Source organism: Rhodococcus sp. BH4 (assembly GCF_002079265.1).
Lineage (GTDB): Bacteria > Actinomycetota > Actinomycetes > Mycobacteriales > Mycobacteriaceae > Rhodococcus_F > Rhodococcus_F qingshengii.
In genome coordinates this window covers 4776382-4803141 of the sequence record NZ_CP014941.1, presented here as the reverse complement: position 1 = coordinate 4803141, position 26760 = coordinate 4776382, and the positions used below count along the sequence as shown (strand labels likewise).

At 62.5% G+C, this 26760-nt stretch carries 25 protein-coding genes; 12 read left to right on the top strand and 13 right to left on the bottom strand.

What is annotated here, in order from left to right:
• Positions 1 to 123: 123 nt before the first annotated feature.
• Positions 124 to 1755: an ABC-F family ATP-binding cassette domain-containing protein gene (locus A0W34_RS22000; RefSeq protein WP_058037843.1), complete on the bottom strand. Its 1632-nt coding sequence runs from the start codon at positions 1753 to 1755 to the stop codon at positions 124 to 126.
• A gap of 66 nt (positions 1756 to 1821) precedes the next feature.
• Positions 1822 to 2418: a class I SAM-dependent methyltransferase gene (locus tag A0W34_RS21995; RefSeq protein WP_030535396.1), complete on the bottom strand. Its 597-nt coding sequence runs from the start codon at positions 2416 to 2418 to the stop codon at positions 1822 to 1824.
• A gap of 130 nt (positions 2419 to 2548) precedes the next feature.
• Between A0W34_RS21995 and A0W34_RS21990 the strand changes: the two genes are divergently transcribed.
• On the top strand, positions 2549 to 3397 hold the full coding sequence (locus A0W34_RS21990; RefSeq protein WP_081558274.1) for an aldo/keto reductase: 849 nt from the start codon (positions 2549 to 2551) through the stop codon (positions 3395 to 3397).
• A gap of 64 nt (positions 3398 to 3461) precedes the next feature.
• On the opposite strand, the gene A0W34_RS21985 is transcribed toward A0W34_RS21990, so the two are convergent.
• The gene (locus A0W34_RS21985; protein ID WP_007733403.1) at positions 3462 to 4613 is read right to left on the bottom strand and encodes an NADH:flavin oxidoreductase; all 1152 of its coding nucleotides are present in this window, start codon (positions 4611 to 4613) and stop codon (positions 3462 to 3464) included.
• A 202-nt stretch (positions 4614 to 4815) separates the two neighbouring features.
• Here A0W34_RS21985 and ctaD point away from each other — a divergent pair, with 202 nt between their 5' ends.
• From ctaD to A0W34_RS21970, 3 genes are read left to right on the top strand one after another with little or no spacing between them, the layout of a single operon-like run.
• Positions 4816 to 6570 (top strand): aa3-type cytochrome oxidase subunit I, encoded by a 1755-nt coding sequence (gene ctaD, locus A0W34_RS21980; protein ID WP_046379038.1) that lies wholly within the window; start codon positions 4816 to 4818, stop codon positions 6568 to 6570.
• A gap of 45 nt (positions 6571 to 6615) precedes the next feature.
• Positions 6616 to 7089, top strand: a complete 474-nt coding sequence (locus tag A0W34_RS21975; RefSeq protein ID WP_003939892.1) for a MarR family winged helix-turn-helix transcriptional regulator — start codon at positions 6616 to 6618, stop codon at positions 7087 to 7089.
• Positions 7090 to 7144: 55 nt separating this feature from the next.
• Complete coding sequence (locus tag A0W34_RS21970; RefSeq protein WP_042451127.1) at positions 7145 to 7564, top strand: DUF5313 family protein; 420 nt, start codon at positions 7145 to 7147, stop codon at positions 7562 to 7564.
• Positions 7565 to 7573: 9 nt separating this feature from the next.
• Here the strand turns inward: A0W34_RS21970 and A0W34_RS21965 are convergent, their stop codons facing one another.
• Complete coding sequence (locus A0W34_RS21965; protein ID WP_081558273.1) at positions 7574 to 8602, bottom strand: NAD(P)/FAD-dependent oxidoreductase; 1029 nt, start codon at positions 8600 to 8602, stop codon at positions 7574 to 7576.
• Between the two features lie 33 nt (positions 8603 to 8635).
• On the opposite strand from A0W34_RS21965, the gene A0W34_RS21960 reads away from it, so the two are divergent.
• Together A0W34_RS21960 and A0W34_RS21955 are read left to right on the top strand one after the other, a co-directional pair.
• Entirely contained in the window at positions 8636 to 9262 is a 627-nt protein-coding gene (locus A0W34_RS21960) for a helix-turn-helix domain-containing protein (protein ID WP_007727793.1), read from the top strand.
• Positions 9263 to 9318: 56 nt separating this feature from the next.
• The gene (locus A0W34_RS21955) at positions 9319 to 9777 is read left to right on the top strand and encodes a GNAT family N-acetyltransferase (RefSeq protein ID WP_007727787.1); all 459 of its coding nucleotides are present in this window, start codon (positions 9319 to 9321) and stop codon (positions 9775 to 9777) included.
• Positions 9778 to 9789: 12 nt separating this feature from the next.
• Here A0W34_RS21955 and A0W34_RS21950 read toward each other — a convergent pair whose 3' ends face one another.
• The 6 genes from A0W34_RS21950 to A0W34_RS21925 form a co-directional block, all read right to left on the bottom strand.
• Positions 9790 to 10326, bottom strand: coding sequence for an AAA family ATPase (locus tag A0W34_RS21950; RefSeq protein ID WP_054781217.1), 537 nt, complete (start codon positions 10324 to 10326; stop codon positions 9790 to 9792).
• 63 nt (positions 10327 to 10389) lie between these two features.
• The gene (locus A0W34_RS21945) at positions 10390 to 11184 is read right to left on the bottom strand and encodes an MHYT domain-containing protein (RefSeq protein ID WP_003939865.1); all 795 of its coding nucleotides are present in this window, start codon (positions 11182 to 11184) and stop codon (positions 10390 to 10392) included.
• Between the two features lie 40 nt (positions 11185 to 11224).
• A complete protein-coding gene (locus tag A0W34_RS21940; RefSeq protein ID WP_003940118.1) occupies positions 11225 to 11812 on the bottom strand; it encodes a GTP-binding protein in 588 nt (195 codons plus the stop codon).
• Entirely contained in the window at positions 11793 to 12167 is a 375-nt protein-coding gene (locus A0W34_RS21935; protein WP_007727785.1) for a DUF742 domain-containing protein, read from the bottom strand. Before A0W34_RS21935 ends, A0W34_RS21940 begins: the two co-directional genes overlap by 20 nt.
• A 5-nt stretch (positions 12168 to 12172) precedes the next feature.
• A complete protein-coding gene (locus tag A0W34_RS21930; RefSeq protein ID WP_003940329.1) occupies positions 12173 to 12589 on the bottom strand; it encodes a roadblock/LC7 domain-containing protein in 417 nt (138 codons plus the stop codon).
• Positions 12586 to 15432: a sensor histidine kinase gene (locus tag A0W34_RS21925; protein WP_232329902.1), complete on the bottom strand. Its 2847-nt coding sequence runs from the start codon at positions 15430 to 15432 to the stop codon at positions 12586 to 12588. The genes A0W34_RS21930 and A0W34_RS21925 overlap by 4 nt, the downstream gene beginning before the upstream one ends.
• Positions 15433 to 15810: 378 nt before the next feature.
• Here A0W34_RS21925 and A0W34_RS21920 point away from each other — a divergent pair, with 378 nt between their 5' ends.
• Entirely contained in the window at positions 15811 to 16320 is a 510-nt protein-coding gene (locus tag A0W34_RS21920; RefSeq protein WP_030534948.1) for a DUF6630 family protein, read from the top strand.
• A gap of 4 nt (positions 16321 to 16324) precedes the next feature.
• Here A0W34_RS21920 and A0W34_RS21915 read toward each other — a convergent pair whose 3' ends face one another.
• Together A0W34_RS21915 and A0W34_RS21910 are read right to left on the bottom strand one after the other, a co-directional pair.
• On the bottom strand, positions 16325 to 17767 hold the full coding sequence (locus tag A0W34_RS21915) for a phospholipase D-like domain-containing protein (RefSeq protein ID WP_064443868.1): 1443 nt from the start codon (positions 17765 to 17767) through the stop codon (positions 16325 to 16327).
• Positions 17764 to 18867 carry an NAD(P)-binding domain-containing protein gene (locus A0W34_RS21910; RefSeq protein ID WP_081558271.1) on the bottom strand — a complete coding sequence of 368 codons (1104 nt, stop codon included), beginning with the start codon at positions 18865 to 18867 and terminating at the stop codon, positions 17764 to 17766. The genes A0W34_RS21915 and A0W34_RS21910 overlap by 4 nt, the downstream gene beginning before the upstream one ends.
• Positions 18868 to 18979: 112 nt before the next feature.
• On the opposite strand from A0W34_RS21910, the gene A0W34_RS21905 reads away from it, so the two are divergent.
• From A0W34_RS21905 to A0W34_RS21895, 3 genes are all read left to right on the top strand, one after another.
• Positions 18980 to 19711 (top strand): enoyl-CoA hydratase, encoded by a 732-nt coding sequence (locus A0W34_RS21905; protein WP_003940192.1) that lies wholly within the window; start codon positions 18980 to 18982, stop codon positions 19709 to 19711.
• A 62-nt stretch (positions 19712 to 19773) separates the two neighbouring features.
• Complete coding sequence (locus A0W34_RS21900; RefSeq protein WP_081558270.1) at positions 19774 to 20889, top strand: MBL fold metallo-hydrolase; 1116 nt, start codon at positions 19774 to 19776, stop codon at positions 20887 to 20889.
• A gap of 76 nt (positions 20890 to 20965) precedes the next feature.
• Positions 20966 to 23470 carry a cation-translocating P-type ATPase gene (locus A0W34_RS21895; protein WP_003940410.1) on the top strand — a complete coding sequence of 835 codons (2505 nt, stop codon included), beginning with the start codon at positions 20966 to 20968 and terminating at the stop codon, positions 23468 to 23470.
• 6 nt (positions 23471 to 23476) lie between these two features.
• On the opposite strand, the gene A0W34_RS21890 is transcribed toward A0W34_RS21895, so the two are convergent.
• The gene (locus A0W34_RS21890) at positions 23477 to 24619 is read right to left on the bottom strand and encodes a GGDEF domain-containing protein (RefSeq protein WP_075834106.1); all 1143 of its coding nucleotides are present in this window, start codon (positions 24617 to 24619) and stop codon (positions 23477 to 23479) included.
• A 180-nt stretch (positions 24620 to 24799) separates the two neighbouring features.
• Between A0W34_RS21890 and A0W34_RS21885 the strand changes: the two genes are divergently transcribed.
• The gene (locus tag A0W34_RS21885; protein ID WP_003940164.1) at positions 24800 to 24991 is read left to right on the top strand and encodes an antitoxin; all 192 of its coding nucleotides are present in this window, start codon (positions 24800 to 24802) and stop codon (positions 24989 to 24991) included.
• A gap of 121 nt (positions 24992 to 25112) precedes the next feature.
• Complete coding sequence (locus tag A0W34_RS21880; RefSeq protein ID WP_003939739.1) at positions 25113 to 26759, top strand: Na+/H+ antiporter; 1647 nt, start codon at positions 25113 to 25115, stop codon at positions 26757 to 26759.
• Position 26760: the final 1 nt, after the last annotated feature.

The following is a 26760-nucleotide window of genomic DNA, read 5'->3' as shown; positions in this document are numbered from 1 at the left end:
GGATGTGGCAGCTCGACGGGGGATCATGTCATCCGCGGGCCACCTATGCCGCGCATGCAACTATTGCGTGCGCCTGATAAATAGTTGCACACGCGGGTTGTCTGCGCAAGCAGAGTCGATCGGCTACTCCTCGAAGAGCTGTCCGTTCTCCATTCTCCACCGGCGCGTGCTTCGGGTGGACTGCAGCATGCGTCGATCGTGAGTGACCAGAAGGAGGGTTCCCTCGAACGACTCCATTGCCTGCTCGAGCTGTTCGATCGCCGGAAGGTCGAGATGGTTCGTCGGCTCGTCCAGTACCAGTAGGTTCACGCCGCGAGCCTGGAGCAAAGCAAGTGCAGCCCTTGTTCTCTCGCCGGGGGACAGGGAAGCGGCAGATCTGAGTACGTGGTGTCCGCGCAGGCCGAACTTGGCGAGGAGAGTGCGGACATCGGCATCGGGCAAGTCCGGAACCTGCGCACCGAAGGCCTCCACGACTGGTTGATCACCTTCGAACAATCCACGCGCCTGATCGATCTCACCGATCGCGACACCGGAACCCAGCGACGCGATGCCCTCGTCCGGGACGAGTTTGCCGAGCAGGACGTTGAGGAGGGTGGTCTTGCCTGCCCCGTTCGCGCCCGTGACGAGAATTCGATCGCCCCAGTCGATCTGCGTCGTGACCGGACCGAACGTGAACTGACCGCGAGTTACCTTGGCGCCGTTCGTGGTCGCGACAACGGATCCGGACCGCGGCGCCGCCGCGATCTCCATACGAAGTTCCCACTCCTTGCGCGGTTCCTCGACCACTTCGAGTCGCTCGATGCGGCGTTGAGTCTGGCGGGCTTTCGCGGCTTGCTTCTCCGTCGACTCGGTCCGCAATCCGCGTCCGATCTTGTCGTTGTCCTTGGCTTTACGACGCGCGTTGCGGACGCCGTGTTCCATCCAGTTGCGCTGCATCTGTGCGCGATCTTCGAGATCGGAGCGGGTGCCTGCATATTCCTCGAACGCCTCGCGTGCGTGCTGGCGGGCGATCTCGCGTTCGGCGAGGTACGACTCGTAGCCGCCGTCGTACACGGCGATGTCCTGTTGTGCCAGATCGAGTTCCACGATGCCGGTGACGGTGCGCGAGAGGAACTCGCGATCATGGCTCACGACAACCAGTGCTGCGCGCGTCTCGGCGACAAATCGCTCCAACTGCTCGAGACCGCGTAGGTCGAGATCGTTGGTGGGCTCGTCCAACAAGAGAATGTCGTAGCGCGAAAGCAACAGTGACGCGAGGCCGGCGCGCGCGGCCTGACCGCCGGACAATGCCGTCATATGTGCATCGAGTGGAACTCCGAGACCGAGTTCTTCGACCACCTTCTCGGCGCGCTCGAGCAGGTCGGCGCCGCCTAGAGCGAGCCAGCGTTCCAGTGCCGGGGAGTACAGATCCTCTTCGGCTTCGGCCAGGGTTTCGGCTGCGGCGTTCATGACTTCCTCGGCGTGGGCGACGCCGGTGCGGCGGCCGAGGAACTCGAGGACGGTCTCACCCTCGATGCGATCGGGTTCCTGCGCGAGGTAACCGACCGCAGCATCCGGCGGGCTGAGGATGATCGAACCTTCGACGTCGGCAGTTCCGATTCCGGCCAGTGCGGTGAGAAGCGTCGACTTGCCGGCGCCGTTCGCGCCGACGAGGCCGATGACGTCGCCGGGGGCAACGGTGAGATCCAGGTCGGAGAACAGGGTGCGTTCTCCCCGGGAAGCAGAGAGGCCGCTGATGCGCAGTGTTGCAGTCACCTGAGAAGTATCCCCGGTGCTGTGCGCCTCTATTAACCGCGGGCGGTTAATAAAGGCGCACAGCAGTCAGCCACGGACCAGGTGATACCAGCACGGATGTGCCGCACGGACCGGAAGTGGCGATTCACTCACGTCCGCGGCCATGCTCGAGGCCATCGACCAACCGTCGAATGCTCGCATGACGTCCTCCTCCGAGACGCCGTGTGGCATCGGCCAACGGTGCCCCGGTCCGAATGCGAACATCACCATGGACGCCCCGGGTGCGGTGATCGCGTTTACGGATCTCCCGTAGTCCCGCCGTTGATGATCGGTGAGCCCGTGAAAACAGCCGATGTCGAGCACCAGCATGTGCCCGCCGTCGACGGCAATGTGCAGGTCTGCCGCGTCCTCGTGGAGGAACCGGACGTCGACGTGTGCTTCACGCGCGTGTATGCGCGCTTTGTCCAGCGGTTCCTGTTCGGCGTCGACGCCGGTGACGTGCCAACCGCGTTGCGCCAGCTCGATGGAATGGCGTCCGGTGCCGCAACCGATATCGAGTGCACGGCCACCTTCCGGGACGGGAATCGCATCCAGAAGGCCGGACAGTTGAGCGTCGAACCCGTGCCCGGTGTGCTCCCACGGAGTGACACCGACCTTGTAGGCGAGACGATATGAAAGATTCATCGCTCTCTCTTTTCTCGAGGCGATTCCAATACTTGTCTTCCAAGGTAGACCGGCATTTCGGGCGGTACAAGGGCACTGCCCGGAGGTTCGGCGGGGAATGCCTCCCGGCCCTCGCGCGTTGGATCCATATATGACCGAGACCAACGATGTGACCTCTGTACCGACCATTGTTCTGAACGACGGTAAGACGATCCCCGCACTCGGATTCGGTGTGTTCCAGGTTCCGGACGACGAGACGCAGGAGGCCGTCTCCACAGCCCTGAAGACCGGCTACCGCAGTATCGACACCGCCAAGATCTACGGCAACGAGGTGGGCGTCGGCCGCGCGATCGCCGAATCCGGCATCGCCCGCGAAGACCTCTACATCACGACAAAACTGTGGAACGACGACCAAGGCTACGACTCGACGCTTGCGGCATTCGACGCCAGCCTCGACAAGTTGGGTCTCGAGTACTTCGACCTGTACCTGATCCACTGGCCGGTTCCGTCCAAGGACCTGTACGTCGAGACGTTCAAGGCATTCCAGAAGCTCAAGGCCGACGGACGGGTTCGATCCATCGGTGTCTCCAACTTCACCATCGAGAACCTCGAGCGTGTCATCGGTGAAACCGGTGAGGTGCCGGTCCTCAACCAGATCGAGCTTCACCCCAAGTTCAACCAAGCCGAACTGCGCGCCTTCCACACCGGCAAGGGAATCGCGACGGAAGCGTGGAGCCCGCTCGGACAGGGAACCGTTCTCGGCGACCCCGTCATCACCGCTATCGCCGACGCTCATGGCGTCACCGCGGCTCAGGTGATTATTCGCTGGCACCTGCAGATCGGAAACGTGGTGATTCCGAAGTCGGTGACCCCCGAACGTATCGCCGCCAACTTCGATGTCTTCGGATTCGAACTGACACCGGAACAGATCAACGCGATCGGTGCTCTCGACGACCCGGCCGGCCGCATCGGCCCCGACCCGGTCACGCTCGGCAGCTAGTACTTCCGGCAGACCCACAAACGGCACTCCCACAATTGCGGGAGTGCCGTTTTGTCGTGCGAGGTCAGTTCAGGTGTGTGCGATGTTCTGCGGTGAATGCGATGTGCTCGTCCGCGCGTCCGGTGCGGAGCTTCTCGACCCACTCGGGATCGGCGAGCAGCGCGCGCCCGATGGCAACCATGTCGAATTCACCCCTCTCGTACTGAGCTTCGAGACGCTCCAGTCCGGTGACAGCAGATGCAGCTTCGCCGGTGAATGCCGTCGTGAACACGGAATCGAGTCCGACCGAACCGACGGTGATGGTCGGCAACCCGGTCAGCTTCTTCGTCCAACCGGCGAGGCCGAGTGTGCCGTCTTCACCGTCGAGTTCAGCGAATGCCGGTTCCCAATGACGCCTCGTGGACGGATGCAGAACGTCGACGCCGGCGTCGACCAGGGGAGTGAGGATGCGGCCGAGTTCTGCCGGGCTCTGGGCGATACGAGCGTCGTAATGGCCGGACTTCCACTGCGAGAATCGGTAGACGATCGCGAACTCGTCCCCGACGGCCTCTCGGATTGCGGCGACGACCTCGGCCGGGAAACGGGTGCGGGCCTCGAGTGATCCGCCGTAGCCGTCGGTTCGGACATTGGTTCCCGCCCAGAGAAATTCGTCGAGCAGGTAGCCATGTGCTCCGTGCAACTCGAGACCGTCGAACCCGGTGTTCTTCGCGTTGAGTGCGGCGTCGACCCACGACTGCTTCAAGTCGTCGAGGTCAGAGGTGGTGAATTCTCGTCCCAGGCGGGTGCCGTCCAGTGCCAGGCCGGAGGGGCTGACGGTTTCGACCTCGGGGTTCAGGCGTGAGTTCTCGCCGCGTTCGACTCCGAGGTGCCACAGCTGAGGAATGATCGATCCGCCTTCGGCGTGGACGGCGTCGACGACCGACTTCCAGCCACCCAGGCTCGAATCGCCGTAGATGCGCGGTACGCGGGTGTGCGGGCCGGCTGCCGGGTCCGGGATGTACGTGCCTTCGGTGATGATCAAGCCGACACCCCCTGCTGCGCGACGACGGTAGTACTCGGCTACGTCGGCGCCGGGGATTCCGTCCGGCGAGAAGGCGCGCGTCATCGGGGCCATGGCGAAACGGTTACGCAACGAGAGTGATTTGACCTCGAAAGGCTCGAAGAGGCCGCGCAACGCGGAGGCCTCGGGTGCTGTCGATGTGTCGGGAAGAGTCACGGGTTTGTTCAACGCGGCGGACCCTCGACCTATTCCGCCGCCTGACTTTATCTCACCGAAATCTGCAAAAGGTTGCGTACGTTCGGTTTTCGATAGTTGCTCACGTCGGCCACGCTTAGTTTGTGCATTAACTATTAACATGCGATATGGTCGTGCGGAAAGTTCTTGAGGCGGTATCGAGCACGAAAGAGGACGCGCGAGCATGACGACAACGGTGCCGGACGAGCGGACCGGAGAGTTGGAGCCGATTCCGGAGCGGCCGTACCCGAAGCGCCGTGATCCCAAGGGGTCGTGGATGTTCGACATGATCAAGACCACCGATCACAAGAAGATCGGGATCATGTACATGATCACAGCTTTCGTGTTCTTCCTGATCGGCGGCCTGATGGCCCTGTTCATGCGTGCGGAACTGGCTGTCCCCGGGATGCAGTTCCTCTCGAACGAGCAGTTCAACCAGTTGTTCACCATGCACGGCACGATCATGTTGCTGCTGTACGCGACGCCCGTCGTTTTCGGCTTCGCGAACTACATACTTCCGCTGCAGATCGGTGCCCCGGACGTGGCGTTCCCGCGTCTGAACGCATTCGGATTCTGGCTCTTCACTTTTGGTGGTCTCATCGTTCTCGGCGGATTCCTCACGCCGGGCGGCGCTGCCGACTTCGGTTGGACCGCGTACACCCCGTTGTCGGGCGCGGTGCACAGTCCCGGCGTCGGCGCCGACCTGTGGGTCTTCGGTCTGACGGTCGGTGGCCTCGGCACCATTCTCGGTGCGGTCAACATGATCACCACCGTGATCTGCCTGCGCGCACCAGGTATGACGATGTTTCGGATGTCCATCTTCACGTGGAACATCTTCATCACCAGCATTCTGATCTTGATGGCGTTCCCGCTCTTGACCGCTGCGTTCATGGGTCTGTTCGTCGACCGTCATCTCGGTGGGCACATCTTTGACCCGGCGTCGGGTGGAGTTCTGTTGTGGCAGCACCTGTTCTGGTTCTTCGGTCACCCCGAGGTGTACATCATCGCGCTGCCGTTCTTCGGCATCGTCTCGGAGATCTTCCCGGTCTTCAGCCGTAAGCCGATCTTCGGGTACACCGGATTGGTCTATGCGACACTGGCGATTTCAGCTCTGTCGATCGCGGTGTGGGCTCACCACATGTACGCGACGGGTGCTGTTCTCCTGCCGTACTTCTCGTTCATGACGTTCCTGATCGCCGTGCCGACAGGTGTGAAGATCTTCAACTGGATCGGCACGATGTGGAAGGGGCAGTTGACCTTCGAGTCGCCGATGCTGTTCTCGGTCGGCTTCTTGATCACCTTCCTCTTCGGTGGTCTGTCGGGTGTCATTCTCGCGAGCCCGCCGATCGACTTCCATGTCACCGACACGTATTTTGTCGTCGCCCACTTCCATTACGTGGTCTTCGGTACGGTCGTGTTCGCCACGTACGCCGGTATCTACTTCTGGTTCCCGAAGATGACCGGTCGCATGATGGACGAGCGTCTCGGCAAGTGGCACTTCTGGACCACGTTCGTCGGTTTCCACGGCACGTTTCTCGTTCAGCACTGGCTCGGCGGCGAGGGGATGCCGCGTCGCTATGCCGACTACCTGCCCTCGGACGGGTTCACGGTGCTGAACTCGGTGTCCACGATCTTTGCCTTCGTGCTCGGTGCCTCGACGCTTCCGTTCATCTGGAACGTTTTCAAGAGCTACCGCTACGGCGAAGTTGTCACCGTCGACGATCCGTGGGGTTACGGAAACTCGCTGGAGTGGGCAACCACCTGCCCGCCGCCGCGTCACAACTTCACCGAGTTGCCGCGCATCCGCAGTGAGCGTCCGGCGTTCGAGCTGCACTACCCGCACATGGTGGAGCGAATGAGGGCCGAAGCGCACGTGGGTCTCACCGGGCAACCCACGTCGACGTTGGAGAAGAGTGACGATCGTCGCCAGATTGATTAGTGCAATAATAGTTGCTGCACTAATTAATCTGATAACATCGGATTCATGACGACGAAGGCTCCGCAGACGCAGATGGATGATCCGCTGGCTCTCGACCGGCAGGTGTGCTTTGCACTTGCGGTCGCGAACCGGGCGGTGCTGTCCGTCTACCGGCCACTGCTCGAGCCGATGGGCCTCACGCATCCCCAGTACCTGGTGATGCTGGCACTGTGGGGAAAGTCGCCGATGGCGGTCAAGGAAATCGGGCAGGCGCTGCAACTCGATTCGCCGACGCTGTCGCCGCTCCTCAAGCGACTCGAGGCGTCCGGACTGATCACGCGAACCCGTAGCCGCGCCGACGAACGGCAACTGGACGTGGACCTCACCGAAGCCGGTGTGGCACTGCGCGCGGAGGCGGAGAAGATCCCGCCGGCGGTTGTCGCGAAGCTCGGCGTCAGCCTCGCCGAACTCGAAGAACTCCACAATGTTCTGACGCGGGTCAACGAGGCCGCGCTCCGCGCCGGAGCCTTGGACCAATGAGAGAAATGTGATGACTGCATCCGAAAGAAACGTGATGACTGCGTCAGTACCGTCGATGCGTACCGAACAGGTGACTTCCGTGACTTCCAAAAAGCAACGTACGAGCCCGAATCCTCTTCAGTGGTTGGGTTATTCAGTGGGGCGCAAACTGCCCGATTCGATGCAGGACTGGGTACGAAACGACCTGATCGGTGACTGGGCCGTGCCGCGTCACCTGATCCGAAGCATGGTGCCGTTCATTCCAGTGTTCGCGGCCTTCATGCTCTTCCCCGGACCGTGGGCCCTGCGGGCATCGATGGTGCTGCTCGGAGTGCTTCTGGCACTGTTCTATTCGGTCTCCTACATGGCTCAGAACAGGTCGCGCCGCCTCGAGCGTCACGGTTTGCCTTCCGACCTCGAGAACCCGAAGAAGATCTCGCGCCACGACGCCGAGAAGGCCGCCTACGAGAAGTTGCACGGCGGCCCCGCGACGTAGACGCCTCGGTCACAAGCCGTGGAGGGCGCTGCCGCCGTTCAACTCGCAGACGCGTTGCTCCACTGTCGCCGAGAAGCCACCTTCCGGCTCGGTCGAACGAAGAGCCGATTCGACATCTTGCTCGACCAGATATCCGTTGATCGCGATTGCCGCGGTCGAACCTGCCGCCGCAGCATTGATTACCTGAGCGCGAGGGTCGACGACGTTGCCGGCGCCCCAGATACCAGGAACACTGGTGGCGCCGGAACGATCGACAGCCACGAATCCCGTGGGGCTGGTTTTGCAGCCGAGTCGCGTCAGATGTGCGTCGTTCGGAACGAAACGCGGCGCAACGAACAGTGCTGAGCGCGCAACAAGTTGGCCGTTGTCGAGTTCGACGGCTTTCAGTTTGCTTTTCTCGCAGACCAATCCAGATACCGATCCGTCGGCAACCGTCACTCCTCGGGCAGCCAGTCGCGCGCGTTCGTCGGGGGTGAGCGAGATCTTGTCGGGGAAGAACGTCACATCCGACGACCACTGTCGGAGTAGAAACGCCTGGTGAAGTGACATCTCGCGAGCGTCGCCGCCGAGAACGCCGATCGGTTGGTCGCTGATCTCGTACGCATGGCAGTACGGGCAATGGAGCACGCTTTGTCCCCAAAGCTCCTGGATGCCTGGTATTTCCGGGAGTGAATCCCGTAGACCGGTGGCAACCAGCACAGTACGAGTTTCGAGCGTCGTGCCTCCTGAAAGTTCGACGACAAAGCCGGGTTCGATACCGCGCCAGGAGATGTCGACTACGTCATCTTGTGTCAATTCCACTCCGTACGTCTGCAATTCGCTGCGTCCGACGGCGAGCAACTCACGTGGCGCCATGCCGTCGCGCGAGAGGAAGCCGTGCATGTGTGCTGCCGGTGCGTTGCGCGGTTTGCCGGAATCGATGAGGGCGACCGAGCGCCGAGCACGACCCAACACCAGGGCTGCGCTGAGTCCGGCGGCGCCACCGCCGACGATCACGGCGTCGAGGATCTCAGTTTCAGTGTGTGTTCGCATGAGCACAGATTGCTCGCGGAGGGGGTTCTTCAGCAACTAATGTTGCCATTTCTGGGAATCGTCGTCAGACTCGGCACCATGAATGTCAACGGTCCGCACATCGATGCCGCCATCTCGCAGATCGGCGCGCGCCTCAAACGCATTCGTACACAGAGGAACGTCACGCTCACAGCGCTGTCCGAGTCCACCGGTATTTCGAAGAGCACCCTGTCGAGGCTCGAAGCGGGGGAGCGTCGCCCGAGCTTGGAGTTGCTGCTTCCGATCGCGCTTGCCCACCAAGTGCCGTTGGACCAACTGGTGGCGGCACCGCAGGTCGCCGATCCACGCATCCAGAGTGCGCCTCGAAGCGTCAGTGGGCGAACGGTATTGCCGCTGACTCGGCAACCGGGTGGGTTGCAGGCATTCAAGATGACCATCCCGGCAAGCCAGACGGAACCGGATCCCCAAGTGCACGACGGCTACGAATGGCTGTACGTGTTGTCGGGGAGGTTGCGGTTGGTGTTGGCCGATCACGACATCGTGATGGGTACGGGTGAAGCTGCTGAATTCGACACCCGAAACCCGCATTGGTTCGGCAGTGACGGGCGCGGCCCGGTCGAGGTACTGAGTCTGTTCGGCCCCCAAGGAGAACGCATCCACGTTCGGGCCAGGCCTTCGGCGAAGTGACGGACAGTCATACTTTCATTCGATGCTGCCGGAAGCGAAGAGAACAGTGAGGGTCTGTGCGAATCGAAATTGACGACCTGAGTCGGGATGCGGTCCGTGCTCTACTCACCGAACATCTCGCCGACATGCACGCGACCTCGCCCTCGGACAGCGTTCACGCGCTGGACGTCACGGGGCTGATGGATATCTCTGTGACCATGTGGACGCTGTGGAGCGAAGGTGACGAGTTACTCGGTTGCGTCGCGCTCAAGGAACGGTCGTCGGCGGGCGGCGAGATCAAGTCGATGCGAACGTCATCGGCAGCAAGGGGGCGTGGCGTGGGAACGCGACTTCTTCAACACGTCGTGGACGAGTCGAGACAACGAGGTTACCGGCAACTCGAATTGGAGACCGGTACGCAAGAGTTCTTCGATCCAGCTCGCCGGTTGTACGCGAAATTCGGGTTCGTGCCTTGTCCACCGTTCGGGAACTACCGCGAAGACCCGAACAGCGCATTCTTCGTTCTCACCTTGTGAGCAGCTCGCACGCTACAGCATCTTTGCTGTGATGCGTCGTACTGCACTGTCGGAGTCCATGATTGCGGTGTCGAGCACCAGCCGTTCCGTAGTCCACGGCTCGTAGTCTCGATCCAGAATTTCCTGCCACGTCGGTGGTACGAGATCCGGGATGTCGACGACTCGCCGTTCAGCGCGTCTGCGATGCTCGTCGGGATCCGAACAGATGACCTCGACACCGAGCAGGCGCGCCGAATTATGTTGTGCGGTAGCGGACCAGGCGTCTCGTGTCGCCTCGACGGGGTTGACGCATTCGACCACGACCGAAAGTCCGAGTCGCAATTGTTCGGCGGCGAGCGCGTACCCGGTGATGTATCCGGCGGTCCCGGACCCGTCAGCGATACCGCTGCGGATCAGCGCCTGTTCGATGGTATCGATCCGCACGAAGGGGATTTGGTGACGCTGCGCAAGCGCCCGCGCGATCGTCGACTTGCCGGTGGCCGGCAAACCACCGATCACGACGAGCGTTGCGCGAGTCGATGGCTGGGGGTTGTGTCCGGCATCCACCATCCCCGAAATGTACGGGGCGTTGTCGATTTACGTGAACTCGCCCCGTACTCGCCCCGTACTCGCTCAGTTCGAGATCGCGAACTCTCGTGCTTCGAACGCCAGATCGTCGGCGGCGGATTCCATTCGTGCCGTCGCGCGGTTGGGTGCTGTCAGCACTGCGACAATCGGAACTGCCAACGCCAGCAGGCCGAGAACGAAGACAGGGAAGAGGAATGAGAACACTTCGAGTCCCTGTGGCGCCGGGGCTGCCGCGTCGTGAACAACCTCGACAGCGGCCATTCCGGTGTAGTGCATACCGACGACAGCGATGCCCATGATGATTCCGGCGACAAAACGCAGAATCGTGGACTCGAGCACCATGGTGAACCACAGTGCAGCGGTTCCGGCGACGACTGCGATGAGAACCGACAGTGCAACGAAGAGCAGGTCGTAGTGGATCTCGCCCTGAAAGCGCAAGGCGCGCATACCCGTGTAATGCATGATGTTCACGGCGAGACCGGTTACCACGCCCCCGATCAGAAGCCGCGTCCAGCGAAATTCGGTCCCGATGATCAGCAGGCCGACAAACACGGCCCCTACTGAGATGATCGCGGAGATCACGGTCCATCCGAGGTTGTATCGAATGGGACTGCCGGGGACCGCGAAGCCGAGCATGGCGATGAAATGCATGAGCCAGATGGCGACGCCACCGATCGACAAGGCAGCCATGGCGAGCCATCGCATGCGTGTGGCGGTTGTCGTCGCCGACGCTGAATGCCTGGTGCACGCCAGGCCGACTACCGACCCGACCACGGACACGACGTAGGCGAGTCCGAGCAGCCAGATTCCCATCGAGAAATGGTGCATTTCATCCGACATGCCAGTTCCTTTCGGCGACGATTCGCATCTGGTGATTCATCTAGACGACTGCTTCAGCTGCAAGTCGTTCGAGGGAGTATTCGGTGACGGCGATCAGCGCGCGTTTGGCTGATTCGCGGTTTCGGGCGTCGATCTCGATCATGGGAACCCGGTTGGGTAGAGCCAACGCCTGGCGGAGATCGCTCGCCGAATGGATTGGTGCGCCGTCGAAACGGTTGACCGCCACGATGAACGGGAGGCCTCGCGCCTCGAAGAAGTCGACTGCGGCGAAGCTGTCTTCCAGGCGACGCGTGTCGACCAGAATGACCGCACCGATCGCACCGGTGATCAGGTCGTCCCACATGAACCAGAAGCGGCGCTGTCCCGGGGTTCCGAACAGATAGAGGACCAGGTCGTCGGCGAGAGTGATGCGCCCGAAGTCCATCGCGACCGTCGTGGTGCTCTTGTCGGGAGTGGATCCGAGATTGTCGATACCGTCGCTGGCGTCGGTGACCATGGCCTCCGTGCGAAGGGGGACGATTTCGGAGACGGTCCCCACAAGTGTTGTCTTGCCAACACCGAAACCCCCGGCGATCACGATTTTTGTCGATTTCACGCGAGACGATGAGTCAGAGTGCCCGAAGTCCACTGAGGGTCCTTTCGATCAGTTCGCGTCGCTCGACTCGAGATGCGTCGCTTCGCAGAGTGGCATGTATTTCCAGTGATCCGGCTACTACGAGGTCGGCGACCAGTACCCGCACGACTCCGATCGGAACACCCAGGTGGGCAGCGATCTCGGCAACCGAGATCCGCTGCTCGCAGAGTGCGACGATCGATGCACGAATATCCTGCGGTGCAAGATTGTTCGAGACCGCGTCTTCGATCGTCGCGATGATCGCTTCGAGTGGGAGGTCGATGGACGGCAGGGTCCGACCTTCGGTGAGCGCGTACGGCCGGACCAAGCTCGGTTCGGCGTCGTCGTACTCGGATTGATGGTGAGGCATCGAACTCAAATACCCTGCGATGTTCTCGGGGCAATGTCCATGGTGGTGCCGACGCGATCGACGAGAGTCGCCATTTCGTAACCGATCTGGCCGATGTCGCATCCGGCGACAGCGAGAGCGGCAAGGTAAGCGCCACTACCGACGCCCATGAGAAGCAGGTAGCCGTTCTCCATCTCGACGACGGACTGCATGACGGCTCCACCGTCGAAGAGGCGTGACGCCCCCGCGGACAGGCTGGCGAGTCCGGAAGTGACAGCGGCTAATTGATCGGCCCGATCGAGCGGAAGATGTGTGCTCGAGGCCGTCAACAACCCGTCGGCTGAGACGATGATCGCGTGACTCACACCCGGCACGTCTCGGGCAAAAGCCGATACCAGCCAGTCGAGTGCGCGGGGAGTCTCTTGGGCTCCGACAGTGTTCACTGTTCTCCTTCATCGTTGTGCAACATCGTGGACGATTCGAAAGACTGTCCGCCATCGGGCTCATGGTCGGCGGCGCGCCGACGCCCTCGTTGTACGCCGGATTGGTAACTGCTCCAACCACGTTGGACGTCCGCCGGATTGGATGCATGGCGCTGTGTCGTTCCGCCTCTCCCGACGGCACCGGGAACCAGGCGGGCTCCGCGGTCTCGAATGGGAAGTCCGGAATCGGCGATCTTGGTGACCGGCATCTCGAACGAGGTCCGAGCGGCCAGCCAGCCTTGATCCGCGTCGGTGGTCCAAGCACTGCCGGTGGAAGCAGCTGAAGTCTCCGCCGTCGGGTCCACGAGCCACTCGGACACCATCCGGGCGAAAATCGGCATCGTGGTCGGGGCAGCGAGTACGCCGTTCGAGTTGCCCTCTCCCGCGCCGTCAGCGCGCGCCGATGCGCGAGCAGAGAGCCCGTCACGGGTGCGCGAGGAGAAGAACGCCGCAGTATTTGTCGGCGTCGGGGCTGAGAGCCGGTGCCGTGGCGGCGGGGTTGTCGACGGGTGTGGACCCACCGGGATCTCGGGACCCTGTGCCGGCGAGGTGAATTCCGGCGAAGGAGTACGCACGGGAAGGGACGTCGATGCGCTTGTGCCTTCGGGATCGGGCAGAGGAGCGAAGGACGACACGGAGGTGGCGGGTGCAGCAGTGGTCGGAGTCGAGGTACTGACCGCCGGTACTCCACTTGTGCCCGGAGTGCGACGTGGCAACCCCGAATGCGCTGTTGTCGTGGGAATGGATTGCGGTGTGATCGGGGCGAACGTCTCAGTCCGGTCGGTGCTGTTGCTGGGCGTTCGACGCGGGAGATCTGCGAAACTTCTGGTCGCAGGCTGCGGGGGTGCCAATTCGGTCGGGACGGGCTTTGACCAGGACGGTTCAGACGGTGCGGGCGGCGGAGTCCGATCGAGCGTGGGCACGGGTCCGGTTCGCGGCGTGCGGATCTCGGGTCCCCGAGAAGAATCGAGTATCGACGTCGGTAGGAGCACCGTTGCGGTGATGCCGCTGTGCGTCGACGACGTTGCCGTCGGGCGCAGGCGCACAGAGATGTTGTAGCGACGACTGATTCGGCTCACGACGAACAAACCCATGCGACGCGCTGTATCCGCGCTCATCTCGCCGCCGGCGGCGAGGCGCTCGTTGGCATCGAGGATATCGGCAGGCGACATGCCGATACCGAGATCTGCGATCTCGACGATCATGGAGCCGTCGATGGTGCGGGCAGCGTTGATGGAGACGGTGGTCTCCGGCGGGGAGTACCGCAGAGAATTGTCGAGCAGTTCAGCGATGAGGTGAACGACGTCCGGGGCAGCATGACCGGTGACGACTCCGGGCGGTATCTGCCCGAGTTCGACGCGTCGATATTCCTCGACGCCTGATACCGCCGCACGAAGGATATCGCCGAGAGCGACGGGGGCGGTTCTGGCGCGGCGTACATCGGTTCCGGCGAGAACCAACAAGTTGTCGCCGTTTCTACGCATTCTCGCGGCGATGTGGTCGAGCCGGAACAGATTCCCGAGGCGACGAGGGTCGTCTTCGTCCTGCTCCAACTGTTCGATCAAACCGAGTTGCTGGTCGACGAGGGACTTGTTACGCCTCGACAGCGTTTCGAACATGTCGTTGACCTGGCGCCGCAGGGTGGCCTGCTCGCCGGCCAGCGTGATGGCCTGACCGTGCATGTCGTCCACCGCGCGTGCAAGCTCGCCGATTTCCTCGTGGGTGCGGATCGGTACACGGGCGAAGTCGACGTCGTCGATACTGGCACCTGCGCGAATTCGTTCGATCGCGTCGGGGAGTCCGCGTCGTGCTGCTTGCAATGCGGCAAATCGCAGCCGACGGATCGGATCGATGAGCGATCGGCTGATGACGAGGGCGATGGCCAGTGCCAGCAGGACCGCGCCGAGCACGATTGCAGTGTCACGAAGTGCTGCGGTTCGTGCTGCATTGGATTCAGCGGTGACGGTATCGCCGAACTCGGTGACGGTGGTGTCGGTCAGGCTGTTGTACTGGTCGTTTCCGGATTTCAGATCGGTACCGACGCGGCTCCCCAGAGGAGAGGTCGACGGGGTTGATCCGAGTGCGTTGATCCGGTTCTGAGCGGAGTTGCTGAGGGTCCGGACGGTGTCGTTGCTCCCGTCGATGGCGAGAATGTTGTTCAGAGCGACCAGTTCGGCACCGGCGGCACTGACCATCGAGGTACGAGCCTGCTGGTCCGGATCACCTGAGCCGAAGAGGATTCGTTGTTCGGCCAGTGCTCGTCGCGCATCCCAGAGTGCTGAGAGTCGGCCACCCTCTTCGCGCAGCGCCGGACGCTGAGAATGCTCGACGACGCTGGTGAAGGTGCTCGAGAGTGCGCGAGAGACTTCGCCGACCCGCGAAACCAAGCGTGCGGGAGCCACCGCGCCGGCGGCGACCTCCTCCGTGATGGAACGGCTCTCTGCGAGCGCCGAAGTCACTTGGTCGTTGAGATCGTCGTCGGACTGGAACGCGCGCGCGGCGTCGACCAGTTGATCCATTGCGTCCGAAACCGCTTGTGTGGCGGGGCCGGTGTCAGCGCGTGCCGATGCGGCTTCGGCGAGCTCGTACAGCGCGGATTCGAGATTGATCGCGGCGGGCACAGCGAGGGCGCGCTCGGACGAGGAACTCAGCTGTGCGGCTTCTTCGAGTTCCGTCTGAACGCGAAGGGCTCCGAGGACGACGGCGACGATCATCGGCAATGCGAGAACGGCGATGACCTTCCATCCCAGGCGCCATTCGCCGATCGACCACCAAGAGGTTGTCGTGTGTGAATCGTGTTTCATGCGGAACATGGCCCCTTCACGTCAACCCCCCGTGGGTCATTGCCCGAACCCCTTCGATCCGGTTTGACCAGAAGGGGTAGTTAGCTGAACGGTAACAGACTGTTCGCTGGCTCGCTACATCCCAGTTGGCTTCTTGGATCGCCGATGACTATATCCGGATTGTAAGGCCAGGTGAAAGGGTAAACGGACAAGTGCGGCGAATGGGATAGCCGGAAAGTCCAATTTGGTAGCTCGGCGAGCGGTGCTGCCCGGGAATTCGTGGAACTCACGGCAAGCATCTGGCTCGTGTCCCGACATCGAGGACACGTCCGAACGAGGCGCACACGCATGTCAGAATGTGGAAACCGCACCGATGACCGAATTGAACTTGGAGCCATAGTGAGTGGAACTGCTCGCGACGCGTTGCGCGCGATCGCCGAACTGCTCGCCCCTGACAGCGCTGTTGTCATCGATCGTGTGACTCTCGCGATCGACCAACCGGAACGGTATGTCGAAGTGCAGAACGAGTTGTACTCACAGACGCTCGAGAAGCCACACCCGGAAATGGCGTGGTTTGCTCTCGTCGACGCATTGCACGAACAAGAACGCCTGGTCTGGGTGGACTGGAACGAGGATGCTGCCGAGGTTCTGGGTCAGCTGCGAGTGCTCACGTCGGCGCCGGCGGGATCGTGGGAGTGGGCGGACAGTCTTGTCGTGGCCTTCGATCGAGCTGCCGGACTCGAATCGCTTCTCGCCCGTATCGGCGACAACATCACCGATACGGGCGTTTCACTTGCCTGGCTCGACAGCGACAGCGATACGTTTCTCCTCGCGCTCGTCCCGAGTGTTCACGGTGCAACGCTCGTCGAACTCGCGCTGGCAACCGGGCACTGCGTGCGCGTGTTCTAGAGTCTCAGCGTTTGCCGAGCAGGCGGCGCAATCCTTCGATTCGATCGCTCAGTCTGGGCGGCGTGCGCTCGGGATCCATCAGTGCATTTTCAGCGAGCACGTGGTCTTCGCCGTCGACTGTGTTCCGGTCGAATTCGCGCAGACTGCGAGCGTCGGAGGTCGAGAGAGCGCGAACCGTCGACAACAGTGACTGCTCACCCGACGCGTCGTCGACTTCTTCCTCGGTGACGTCGAGGTGCTCGCTGAGTAGCCGGCGCCTCAATCCGATGATCGAGGCGCGCAACTCGACATCTGCGTCGTCGTCGGATTCGACGGCGATGTCGCACTCGGTGTCGAAGCCCATCGAACGGTTGTTGAGATTCGACGACCCGATTCGCAGGAGGCGATCGTCCATCACGAGAACCTTGGCATGTACGTAAATGGGTGCGCCAGAGGAGGTCACGGGATAAAACGCACCGAAACGGTCGTGGATGTCAGCGGACCACAGCAGATGCAGCAGGTCGTGGCGCGCCCCGTCCATCGCCTTTTGTTCCAGCCAACCGTCGGCGTTGCGCGGAATGACCAGAACGATTTCCGGTCCGTCGTCCTCACGCAGGCGCGCGGCAATCGCCTCGGCCAGCGTGCGTGAGGCGAGGTACTGGCTTTCGATGTACAGCGTGTGTTCGGCGCCGGCGATGGCGGCGAGATACAACGCCTCGATCTCACGAACCTCCGCGCGCTCGCCGAGTTCCGGCAATGTTCTGGCGACGGCTACGTCGACCACCCGCAAGGTGGGAGCCAAATTGACGGGCCACGGAGTCGCAGTGCTCTTGACCGGTGTCAGATCCTCGCCGGTTGCGGATTTCCAGCGTGCCCGCGCCAATTCGCCGATGGCCGCAGCCGCATTGCCGTCGACCGCCGTGGTTGCGTCATGCCAAGGGCCGTAACGCCTTCCGCTCGGCGTGATTCGATAATCGTTTCGGTCGACGTGATCCGAGGTGTCCCAGCGGTCCACAGTCATGTCGATGCCGCCGCAGAACGCCAGAGCGTCGTCGATGACGATGATTTTCTGATGGTGCGCCGCACCAACCGGGTGGGCGCCGTCGATCTCGAACCGTAGGCGCTCGTCGGTTAGCCAGTTGGACACGAAGACGGGAGTCATGCCGCGGCCGATTGCGGTGAACGCGCCGATGTTCCATTTGAGTACGAGGATTTCGAGGTCGGGTTTCTCGCGGACGAGCCAGCGGAGGAACATTCCCAACCGGTTGGGGCCGTCGAGAGTCTGCTCGCCTGGTTCGAGTTTGATGCGCGTGTCGAAGTCCCAGCCGATCAACATGATTCGCTTTTCAGCTTGCAGCATTGCGGACTTCGCATGATGAAAGTAGTCAGCGGCGTCGACGATGCAGGCAAGATTGTCCGCCGGTTCGATGCGCCAGCAGGTTTCGCCCGGAACAAGGATTCTGTTCATTCGCCGATTCCCAGGTACGCGGTCAGTTCGCGCGCTGCCGCTTGGCCGGCGCGGTTGGCTCCGATCGTCGACGACGACGGTCCGTATCCCACCAGGTGCACGCGAGGGTCGGCTTCGACCTGCGTGGCGAGGCGCCCGGTCATCGGGATTCCGCCACCCGGTCCGCGCAGGTGCAACGGCGCCAGGTGATCGAGTGAGCTACGAAAACCGGTGCACCACAAGATGACATCGGCGTCGACGACGGTACCGTCGGCCCACTTCACGCCGTTCGGAAGAATTTCGGAGAACATCGGCAGTCGATTCATCACACCACGCTCTCGCGCTGCCTGGATGGCAGGCGTTACCGGGAGGCCGGTCACCGAGACAACGGATCCCGGTGGCAGGCCGCGTCGTACACGATCTTCGACCATGGCAACCGCAGCGCGGCCGATGTCCGGCGTGAACGGCTCGTCGCGGAACTCGGGTTCGCGCCGCGTCACCCAGGTAGTGGTCGTGACGCGTGAGATCTCGTCGAGCAGTTGGACAGCCGAGATCCCGCCGCCGACCACGACGACATGTTTGCCTTCGAACTCGGCAGCGGTTCGATAGTCCTTCGTGTGCAGTTGTCGGCCACGGAACGACTCGGCCCCGCGATAGTGGGGGATGAAGGGCCGCTCCCAGGTCCCCGTCGCGTTGATCAAGCCTCGCGCCGCGAATACTCCCCGGTCGGTCTCGATCCGCAGGCGCTCTTCCCTCGGACACACCACTCGCGTGTGTACCGGGCGGTGGACGGGAAGTTCGAATTGCTTTTCGTACAGTTCGAAGTAGTGGGGGACCGCCACCGATGCAGGCACCTGTTCGGCGTCTGTACCGGTGGTTTCCGCGAAGGACATTCCCGGGAGGTCATGGACGCCGTTGACGGTGCTCAGTGTCAGGCTCGGCCAACGGAACTGCCACGCCCCGCCCGGCCCCGACGCATGATCGAGCACCACGAACCCCGATTCGGGCTCGATTCCGAACTTGCGCAGGTAGTACGCGGCGGAGAGTCCGGCCTGTCCGGCGCCGATCACCACCACGTCAACCGGGTGTGGTTGCTGTGCGGCAAGGTCGTCTGTACTCATCGGTAATCTAACCTCCTGATGTACAGAACTTAGCTGCAGAGAAGTATGCGGACGGTATCGGCGCCTCGGAACATCCCTGTGTCGAGCCTTCCAGAAACGAAAGTGAGCGGACATGATCGGGTTCTCCCGTGACGGCAACGTCGTGACCATCGAGTTGCAGCGTCACGAGCGTCGTAATGCGCTCAGCGCGGAACTCTGCATCGCAATACGGGACGCGATGAACGCGGCGGTAGCCGAGCACGCGCACGTCGTCGTCATCACCGGTGAGGGATCGGCGTTCTGTGCAGGCGCGGACCTTTCCGGCGACGTCTACATGGAGGGCTTCACCGATCGTCTGTTCGAGATGCTTCGCTCTATCGACACGGCGCCCATCCCCGTCATTGCCGCTGTCAACGGTCCGGCCATCGGCGCGGGCACGCAACTGGCCATCGCGTCGGATCTTCGCGTCGTAGCGCCGAGCGCTCGCTTCGGAATCCCGGCCGCCACCCTCGGTGTCTCGGTGGACAAGTGGACGATGCGTCGGCTCGCGTCGCTGGTCGGCGGCGGTCCCGCGCGCACCATTTTGCTCGGCATCGAACAGATCGGCGCCGAAGAAGCCTTCACTCGCGGCCTCGCCAACAAAATTGGAACCCTCGACGACGCTCAGGAATGGGCACACCGCATTGCAAATCTCGCACCGCTGTCGTTGCGGCACATGAAGATGGTTCTCAACGACGACGGCACCATGGAGGAGCAGTCTCCCGAGCAGCTCGACGCGCTTCACGCCGCCTGGCTCAGCGAGGACGTCCAGGAAGCCCGCGCTGCCCGCATCGAGAACCGCCCTCCCGTATTCAAGGGTAAGTAAAGCTGGTTGCAGGGAAAACAGGCGCCGGGCACGCAGGGCAGATAGTGGCTACGCTCGTCTGAATGAAGAAGACGACGGTTCTCGGAGTTGCTGCTGTTGCCGCGGCGACGGGGTGGGTGGCGCGAGCCGCATGGGGCATCCCGACGCAGATCGGGGCCTCGCGAAACACGGTGCAACCGTATGCGGCGATGTCCCCGCGATACCGGGACCGCCAGTTCCACAACTCGGAGCCCAGCAGCACACTGGTTCCGGGCACCGATGTCGGAATGTTCAAGTCGATGGCCACGCGAGGGTCGACGGGTCGGCCGCGTCGGCCGATTCCGTTGGCCACTCCGCTGGCACCGGCGGCAGCCGGCGACGCGGCGGTGACGTGGTACGGCCATTCGAGCGTTCTCGTCGAGGTCGACGGCTACCGCGTTCTCGCCGATCCGGTGTGGAGTGAACGCGTATCACCCTCGGCCACAGTAGGTCCCGCACGCATGCACCCCACTCCGGTGGCTTTGACCGAACTGCCTGCAGTGGATGCGATAGTCATCTCTCACGATCACTACGACCATCTCGACATGGCTACGGTCAAGACCCTGACTCGTACACAGACCGCTCCGTTCGTCGTGCCGATCGGTATCGGTGCGCACCTGCGGCACTGGAAGGTGCCCGAGAACCGGATCGTGGAACTGGACTGGGACGAGTCGACCAAGATCGGCGACCTGGTCCTCACGTGCACGGAGGCTCGTCACTTCTCCGGTCGTGGCCTTGTCCGGAACACGACCCAGTGGGCGTCGTGGGTATTCGCCGGGCCGAAGCACCGGGTCTTCTTCGGTGGTGACAGCGGATACACATCACGTTTCGAACAGCTGGGTGAAACCTATGGGCCTTTCGATCTGACGCTTCTCCCCGTCGGTGCGTACGACGTGCGCTGGCCGGACATCCACATGAATCCGGAAGAGGCAGTGCAGACGCACATCGACCTCAACAAGGGCGACGGGTCGCGCGGTGTCTTCGTCCCGATTCACTGGGCGACGTTCAACCTCGCGTTTCACTCGTGGTCGGAGCCGATCATTCGCCTCGACGAGTCGGCTGCAGATGCGGGCACAACAGTGTCGGTCCCGATGCCGGGCGGCAGGATCGACGCGTTGTCACCGACACCGCCGTCGAAGTGGTGGATACCGCTGGGCTGAGCGGCGAAGTGTCGCGGACGTGGTTGCCTGTCGAGTCGCACCCTGATTAGTTGCTCCGGGTGCGTAATCTTTGACCATGGCTCACGAGCACACCAGTTCAGAAGAGACAGCAGTGGCGGTAGCGCCTGAGCGATTGCCGGACGACGTCGACGTCGCCCGCGGTCTGACCGCCGATCAGGTTGCAGCAAGGATCGCGTCGGGACAAACCAACGATGTACCGGACCGGGCGTCCCGCTCGGTCAAGGACATCATTCGCGGCAACGTCTTCACTCGCATCAACGCGATCCTGACCGTGTTGTTGGTGATCGTGCTCGCGACGGGTTCGATCATCGACGGCATGTTCGGACTGCTGATCATCGCGAACAGCGGTATCGGCATCATCCAGGAGATCCGCGCCAAGCGCACGCTCGACGCTCTGGCCATCGTGAGTCAGGCCAAGCCCATGGTCAGGCGTGACGGCGTCGCCGTGGCGATGGCGCCCAAAGATGTTGTGCTCGACGACATTATCGAACTCGGATCCGGTGACCAGATAGTCGTCGACGGTGAGGTGGTCAGTTCGGCTGCACTCGAGGTCGACGAATCGCTGCTCACCGGTGAGGCCGATCCGGTTCACAAGGCGAGTGGCCAGCAAGTGTTGTCGGGCAGTTTTGTTGCCGCGGGCAGCGGTGCATACCGCGCCACCAAGGTCGGCGGCGATGCATACGCGGCCAAGCTGGCCGAAGAGGCGAGCAAGTTCACCCTCGTGCATTCCGAACTGCGTAGCGGCATCGACAAGATCCTGAAGTTCATCACCTACCTGATGATTCCGGCGGGTGCGCTGATCATCTTCAATCAGCTCTTCACGATCGGCCTGCCGATCCGACCGGCACTCAACGGCATGGTGGCAGCTCTGGTTCCGATGGTTCCCGAAGGCCTTGTGCTCATGACGTCCATTGCATTTGCGGTCGGTGTGATCCGGTTGGGCAAGCGCCAGTGCCTCGTTCAGGAGTTGCCGGCGATCGAGGGTCTGGCTCGTGTCGACGTGGTGTGCGCGGACAAGACCGGAACGCTGACCGAGAACGGTATGCGGCTGTCCGAGGTCGACGTCGCACCGGGTGGATCGGGGGAGACTGCGGTCAAGTCCGCGTTGAGCGCGATGGCCGCGTCCGACCCTCGCCCCAACGCGAGTGTCCTGGCGATTCGCGAGTCTCTCTCCGACGACTCCGGGTGGGGCGAAGCGACAGCGGTGGCGCCGTTCTCCTCGGCGAAGAAGTGGAGCGGCCAGTCGTACGGCAGTCACGGCAACTGGGTACTCGGTGCCCCGGACGTGCTGCTCGATCCCGACTCGGAAATGGCCCGCAAGGCCGAGGAAGTGGGTTCGAGCGGACTTCGTGTCCTCATGCTCGGCAGCAGCGACCTCCCCGTCGACGACGCCGACGCACCGGGCACCGTCACCCCCGAAGCTCTGGTCGTGCTCGAGCAGAAAGTGCGCCCGGACGCCCAGGAGACGTTGGAGTACTTCGCCAGCCAGAAGGTCGCGGTCAAGGTCATTTCCGGCGACAACGCGGTTTCCGTCGGCGCCGTTGCCGGATCCCTCGGACTCGAAGGCGGCGACCGTCCCATCGACGCGCGAGAGCTGCCCAGCGATCAGGAAAAGCTGGCGGACACTCTCGACGGAGCAACGACGTTCGGTCGAGTGCGACCGGATCAGAAGCGGGAAATGGTCGCGGCCTTGCAGTCTCGCGGACATACCGTCGCGATGACCGGTGACGGCGTCAACGACGTGCTCGCACTCAAGGACGCCGACATCGGAGTCTCGATGGGGTCGGGCAGCCCGGCTACCCGAGCCGTGGCCCAGATCGTGCTGCTGGACAACAAGTTCGCGACGCTCCCGTACGTCGTCGCGGAAGGCCGCCGAGTGATCGGCAACATCGAGCGTGTGTCGAATCTGTTCCTGACCAAGACCGTCTACTCGGTGGTGCTTGCGTTCCTGATCGGCATCACCGGCGTCCTGTCCCAGGTCTTCGACTTCGAACCGCTGCCGTACCCGTTCCTGCCCCGCCACGTCACGATCGCAGCGTGGTTCACGATCGGTATCCCGGCCTTCATCTTGTCTCTGGCACCCAACAACGAGCGCGCGCGAACCGGTTTCGTCTCGCGCGTGATGCGTCTGGCGTTGCCGTCGGGCCTGATCATCGGCATCACCACGTTCATCTCCTACGTATTGGCTTACCAAGGCCCGGACCAGACGGAAACCCAGAAGATCCAGGCCGGAACCAGTGCGCTCATCACGTTGATCATGATCGCCGTGTGGGTTCTGGCCGTCGTGGCTCGGCCGTACGTCTGGTGGAAGCTCGTTCTGATCGGCGGGTCGGTGGCCGGATACCTCATCCTGTTCGCGCTGCCGTTCACCCGTGAGTTCTTCAAACTGGATCCGAGCAACGTCGCTGCGACGACGCTCGCGATCACCCTCGGCGCGATCGGCGTTGTACTCGTGGAACTCTCGTGGTGGATCAGCGCACGCCTGCACGGGGAGAAACGAAAGATGTTCGCGACACCCGACGACCTGCCCGGCGAGCATCACCATGCCCACAGTGAGTGAGTAGTTTCAGCGCCTGAACATCTGCACCCAGGCAATGCGATCGCCGCCGCGCTTCTTGGCTCGGTACATCGCATTGTCTGCGTGCTCGATCAGTTCGTTGACAGCTCGATCCGGTAAGTCCGTCTCGGGACTCAGATAGACGCTGACGCCGGTACTGGCGGACACAGGATAGGGATCGGAGTCGGACGAGACCGCCGAATGTATCTCGGTGGCGACCTGCTCGATGTCTCCTCGATCGACTCCGCGCAGGACGACGAACTCGTCTCCACCGATTCGAGCCACCACCGCATCGGGGCCGGCGGCAGCGATGAGGCGGTCGGCGACAGCGGTCAACGCGTCGTCGCCCGCGACGTGCCCGTGCGTGTCGTTGAGGTTTTTGAACGAGTCGACGTCGATGAGTAGTGCGATCAGAGCCTGCGTTCGATCACTGCGCAGCAGATGCTGTGCCTCGTCCTGGAGTCCGCGGCGATTGAGTGTCGCGGTGAGGTAGTCCCGGTGGGCGTTGCGTGCGTCGTCGGTCAGGCGCAGCCAGACGATCTGCAGAATCCATGCGGTGGAGAAAACCACACCGGCAACCATCAGATAGAGATTCACGACCACCCAGGCGTCGTTGACCGGCTCGGACATCGCCATGGCAGCGAGCGTCGTGCAGACAGCAAGAGCCCAACCGATGTGGCTGATGGCAACGCGAGGGCTGTGAACTATCGCCGCATAGAAGCCGATCATGATGAACAGGATGCAGCCGATGGTTCCGACGAAAGCGGTGCGTACGGCGAAGAAGAGAGTGACGGCGAGCCACAGGTCGGCCCAGACGACAAAGGCCACGGATTGTCGCCAAGTTGGCCACGATTCGTTACGCGCCCAGCGGTAGCCCGCATAGGCGCCACTGATAGTTCCGAGGGCGAAGATCGACCGCGCCAGGGCGGTGTCGGAACCGAAGCGGCTCAACTGCATGGTCGCCGCGATCAGGGCGAAGAGAAAACACCACACCGCGACTAATTTGCGTCCGGGAACGGTCAGCCCGCGAGTGTCGAGGAATCGGGGGAGCCAGGTGTAATCGGTGCGATCCGACCACCACCGGGACAGCAGTTCACGCGTGGGGTAGGGGTCGCTCCCCGTCCCGCGCAGTCCTGCATTCAAACCGGGCACCTGTCGATGTCGATGGGTGGTCAATCAGCTATTGGTGGGTTAACGCTACCTCGAGTTGCGCACGGCTCGAACGCACGGACCTGCTTTCTGGCGCAGAGGCCGTCGACCTGTGAGAATCGAAGGGCGCGGAGGAACGATTCCGCCGAAGGATGTGCGTCAGCACCGGGAGAGGACACGGACATGGGTTTCTTGGACAACGTCAAGGGATTGGTCGAAAAGGGCCAGGAGCTCGCAGCGGAGAACTCCGACAAGGTTCACGACGCTATCGACAAGGTCGCCGACATCGCCGACGACAAAACCGGCAACAAGTACGGCGATCAGATCGACAAGGCAGCTGAGGCCGCCAAGAAGGCTGTTCCCGAAAAGCAGTAATACCGGATTCGGCATACCGTTTTTCGGTAGCACCGTTGCTCAGGGGCCCGTCACCGAAAAGGTTGCGGGCTTCTGTGCGTCCGCTAGGTGAACTCCCAGGGTCGGCGGGCAGAATGAACGCGTGAACTTCACCTGGATTCTGCTGGTCGTCATTGCCGCCATCGCAGTCACCGGGCTGTCCAATCGACGAAACCTGCAGGCTCCGCTGGTTTTGGTGACGGTAGGTTCGGTCGCATCCTTCATACCCGGTATGCCGCGGCCGGAACTCGATCCCCACGTCATTCTCGGTGTGGTCCTGCCGCCGCTTCTCTACTCGGCCGCTCTGAAATTCTCGGTGGCGACCTTCAAACGCAACTTGGCCCCGATCTTGCGCCTCGGCGTCGGAATGGTGTTGGTGACGGCGTTCGTGGTTGCCTTCTTCGCCGAATGGATGGTGCCCGAGTTCACGATCGGCGCCGCCCTGGTGCTCGGGGCCGTGATCGCGCCGACCGACGCCGTCAGCGCGGTGGCGGTCGGTCAGAAGCTCGGGCTCCCGAAACGGGTGATCGCCATCCTGACGGGCGAGGGGCTCGTCAACGACGCCACCGCGCTCACGCTCTTCACCGTCGCCGTCGCAGCAGTGACCGGAACGCGAATTGCCACCGATTCGCCCCTGTTGTTCTTCGCGTACGAAGTGATCGGCGGCGTTGTCGTCGGCTTGGTGCTCGCGTTTGTCGTCAAGTTCGTTCGTGCCCGCATGTACGACTCTCCACTGGAAACCGGCTTGGGGTTGGTGCTTCCGTTCGCTGCCTACCTGGCCGCCGAAGAACTACACGCGTCCGGTGTTCTGGCCGTTGTGGTCGCTGGTCTGGTGATCGGGCACTATTCGACGGACGCGTCGATCATGACGCGATTGCAGGAGCGCTCGGTGTGGTCGAGCCTGGACACCCTTCTCGAGATGTTCGTCTTCGCGTACATGGGGCTCCAGCTGAGCTTCGTGATCGACGATGTTGTCGCCGACGGACTTCCGGTGCTTCACGTGTTCGCGTACGGTCTCGCAGTCCTGGCCGTTGTCATCGTGATTCGGCCGGTGTGGCTGTTCCTGAGCTACTCGCGTGTGCGATTCGGTGTAACCCTGCGCCGTGATCGCGAGAATCAACTGACGTGGAAACAGAATCTGGTGGTCTCGTGGGCGGGAATGCGCGGCGTCGTCACTCTTGCTGCGGCCGGCGGTATCCCGTTTGCACTCTCGTCCGGCGAGCCGTTCCCCGGACGCGGCGTCATCCAGGCGATCGCGTTCATCGTCGCGGTCGGGACATTGCTCATCCAGGGATCTACCTTGCCGTTCATGATCCGTCGCCTCGACGTCGCGGATCCTTACGAGCAGTTGCGCACGCAGGAACAGATGGAGTTGGCCCGCAACATTTCTCGCAAGGCGGGAGAGAAGGCGTTGGCAGACGCGGCCGCGCACCCTCCGCCGGGGATCGACGGGAAGGAACTGCAGGCGATCGTCGAACGCGTACGACGCTCGATGCAGGCGAGGCTTCAACTCCAGGAGGTCGACGAGGACGCCGATCGCGAGGCCGCCTTGTGGAATGCGGGAGCTCTGTTCGACAAGTTCAGGCATCAGTCACTGCGCTCGCAACGAGTTGCGCTGATCGCCGCACGTGACGACGGAGATCTCGACGACGAGGTATTGCGTACCGTATTGGAAGGACTCGACATCGAAGAGGCCGCAGCAGAGGAACGTGTCAGGCGTCGCCGAGCAGGTAGCGGTGCAGGCAAATAGA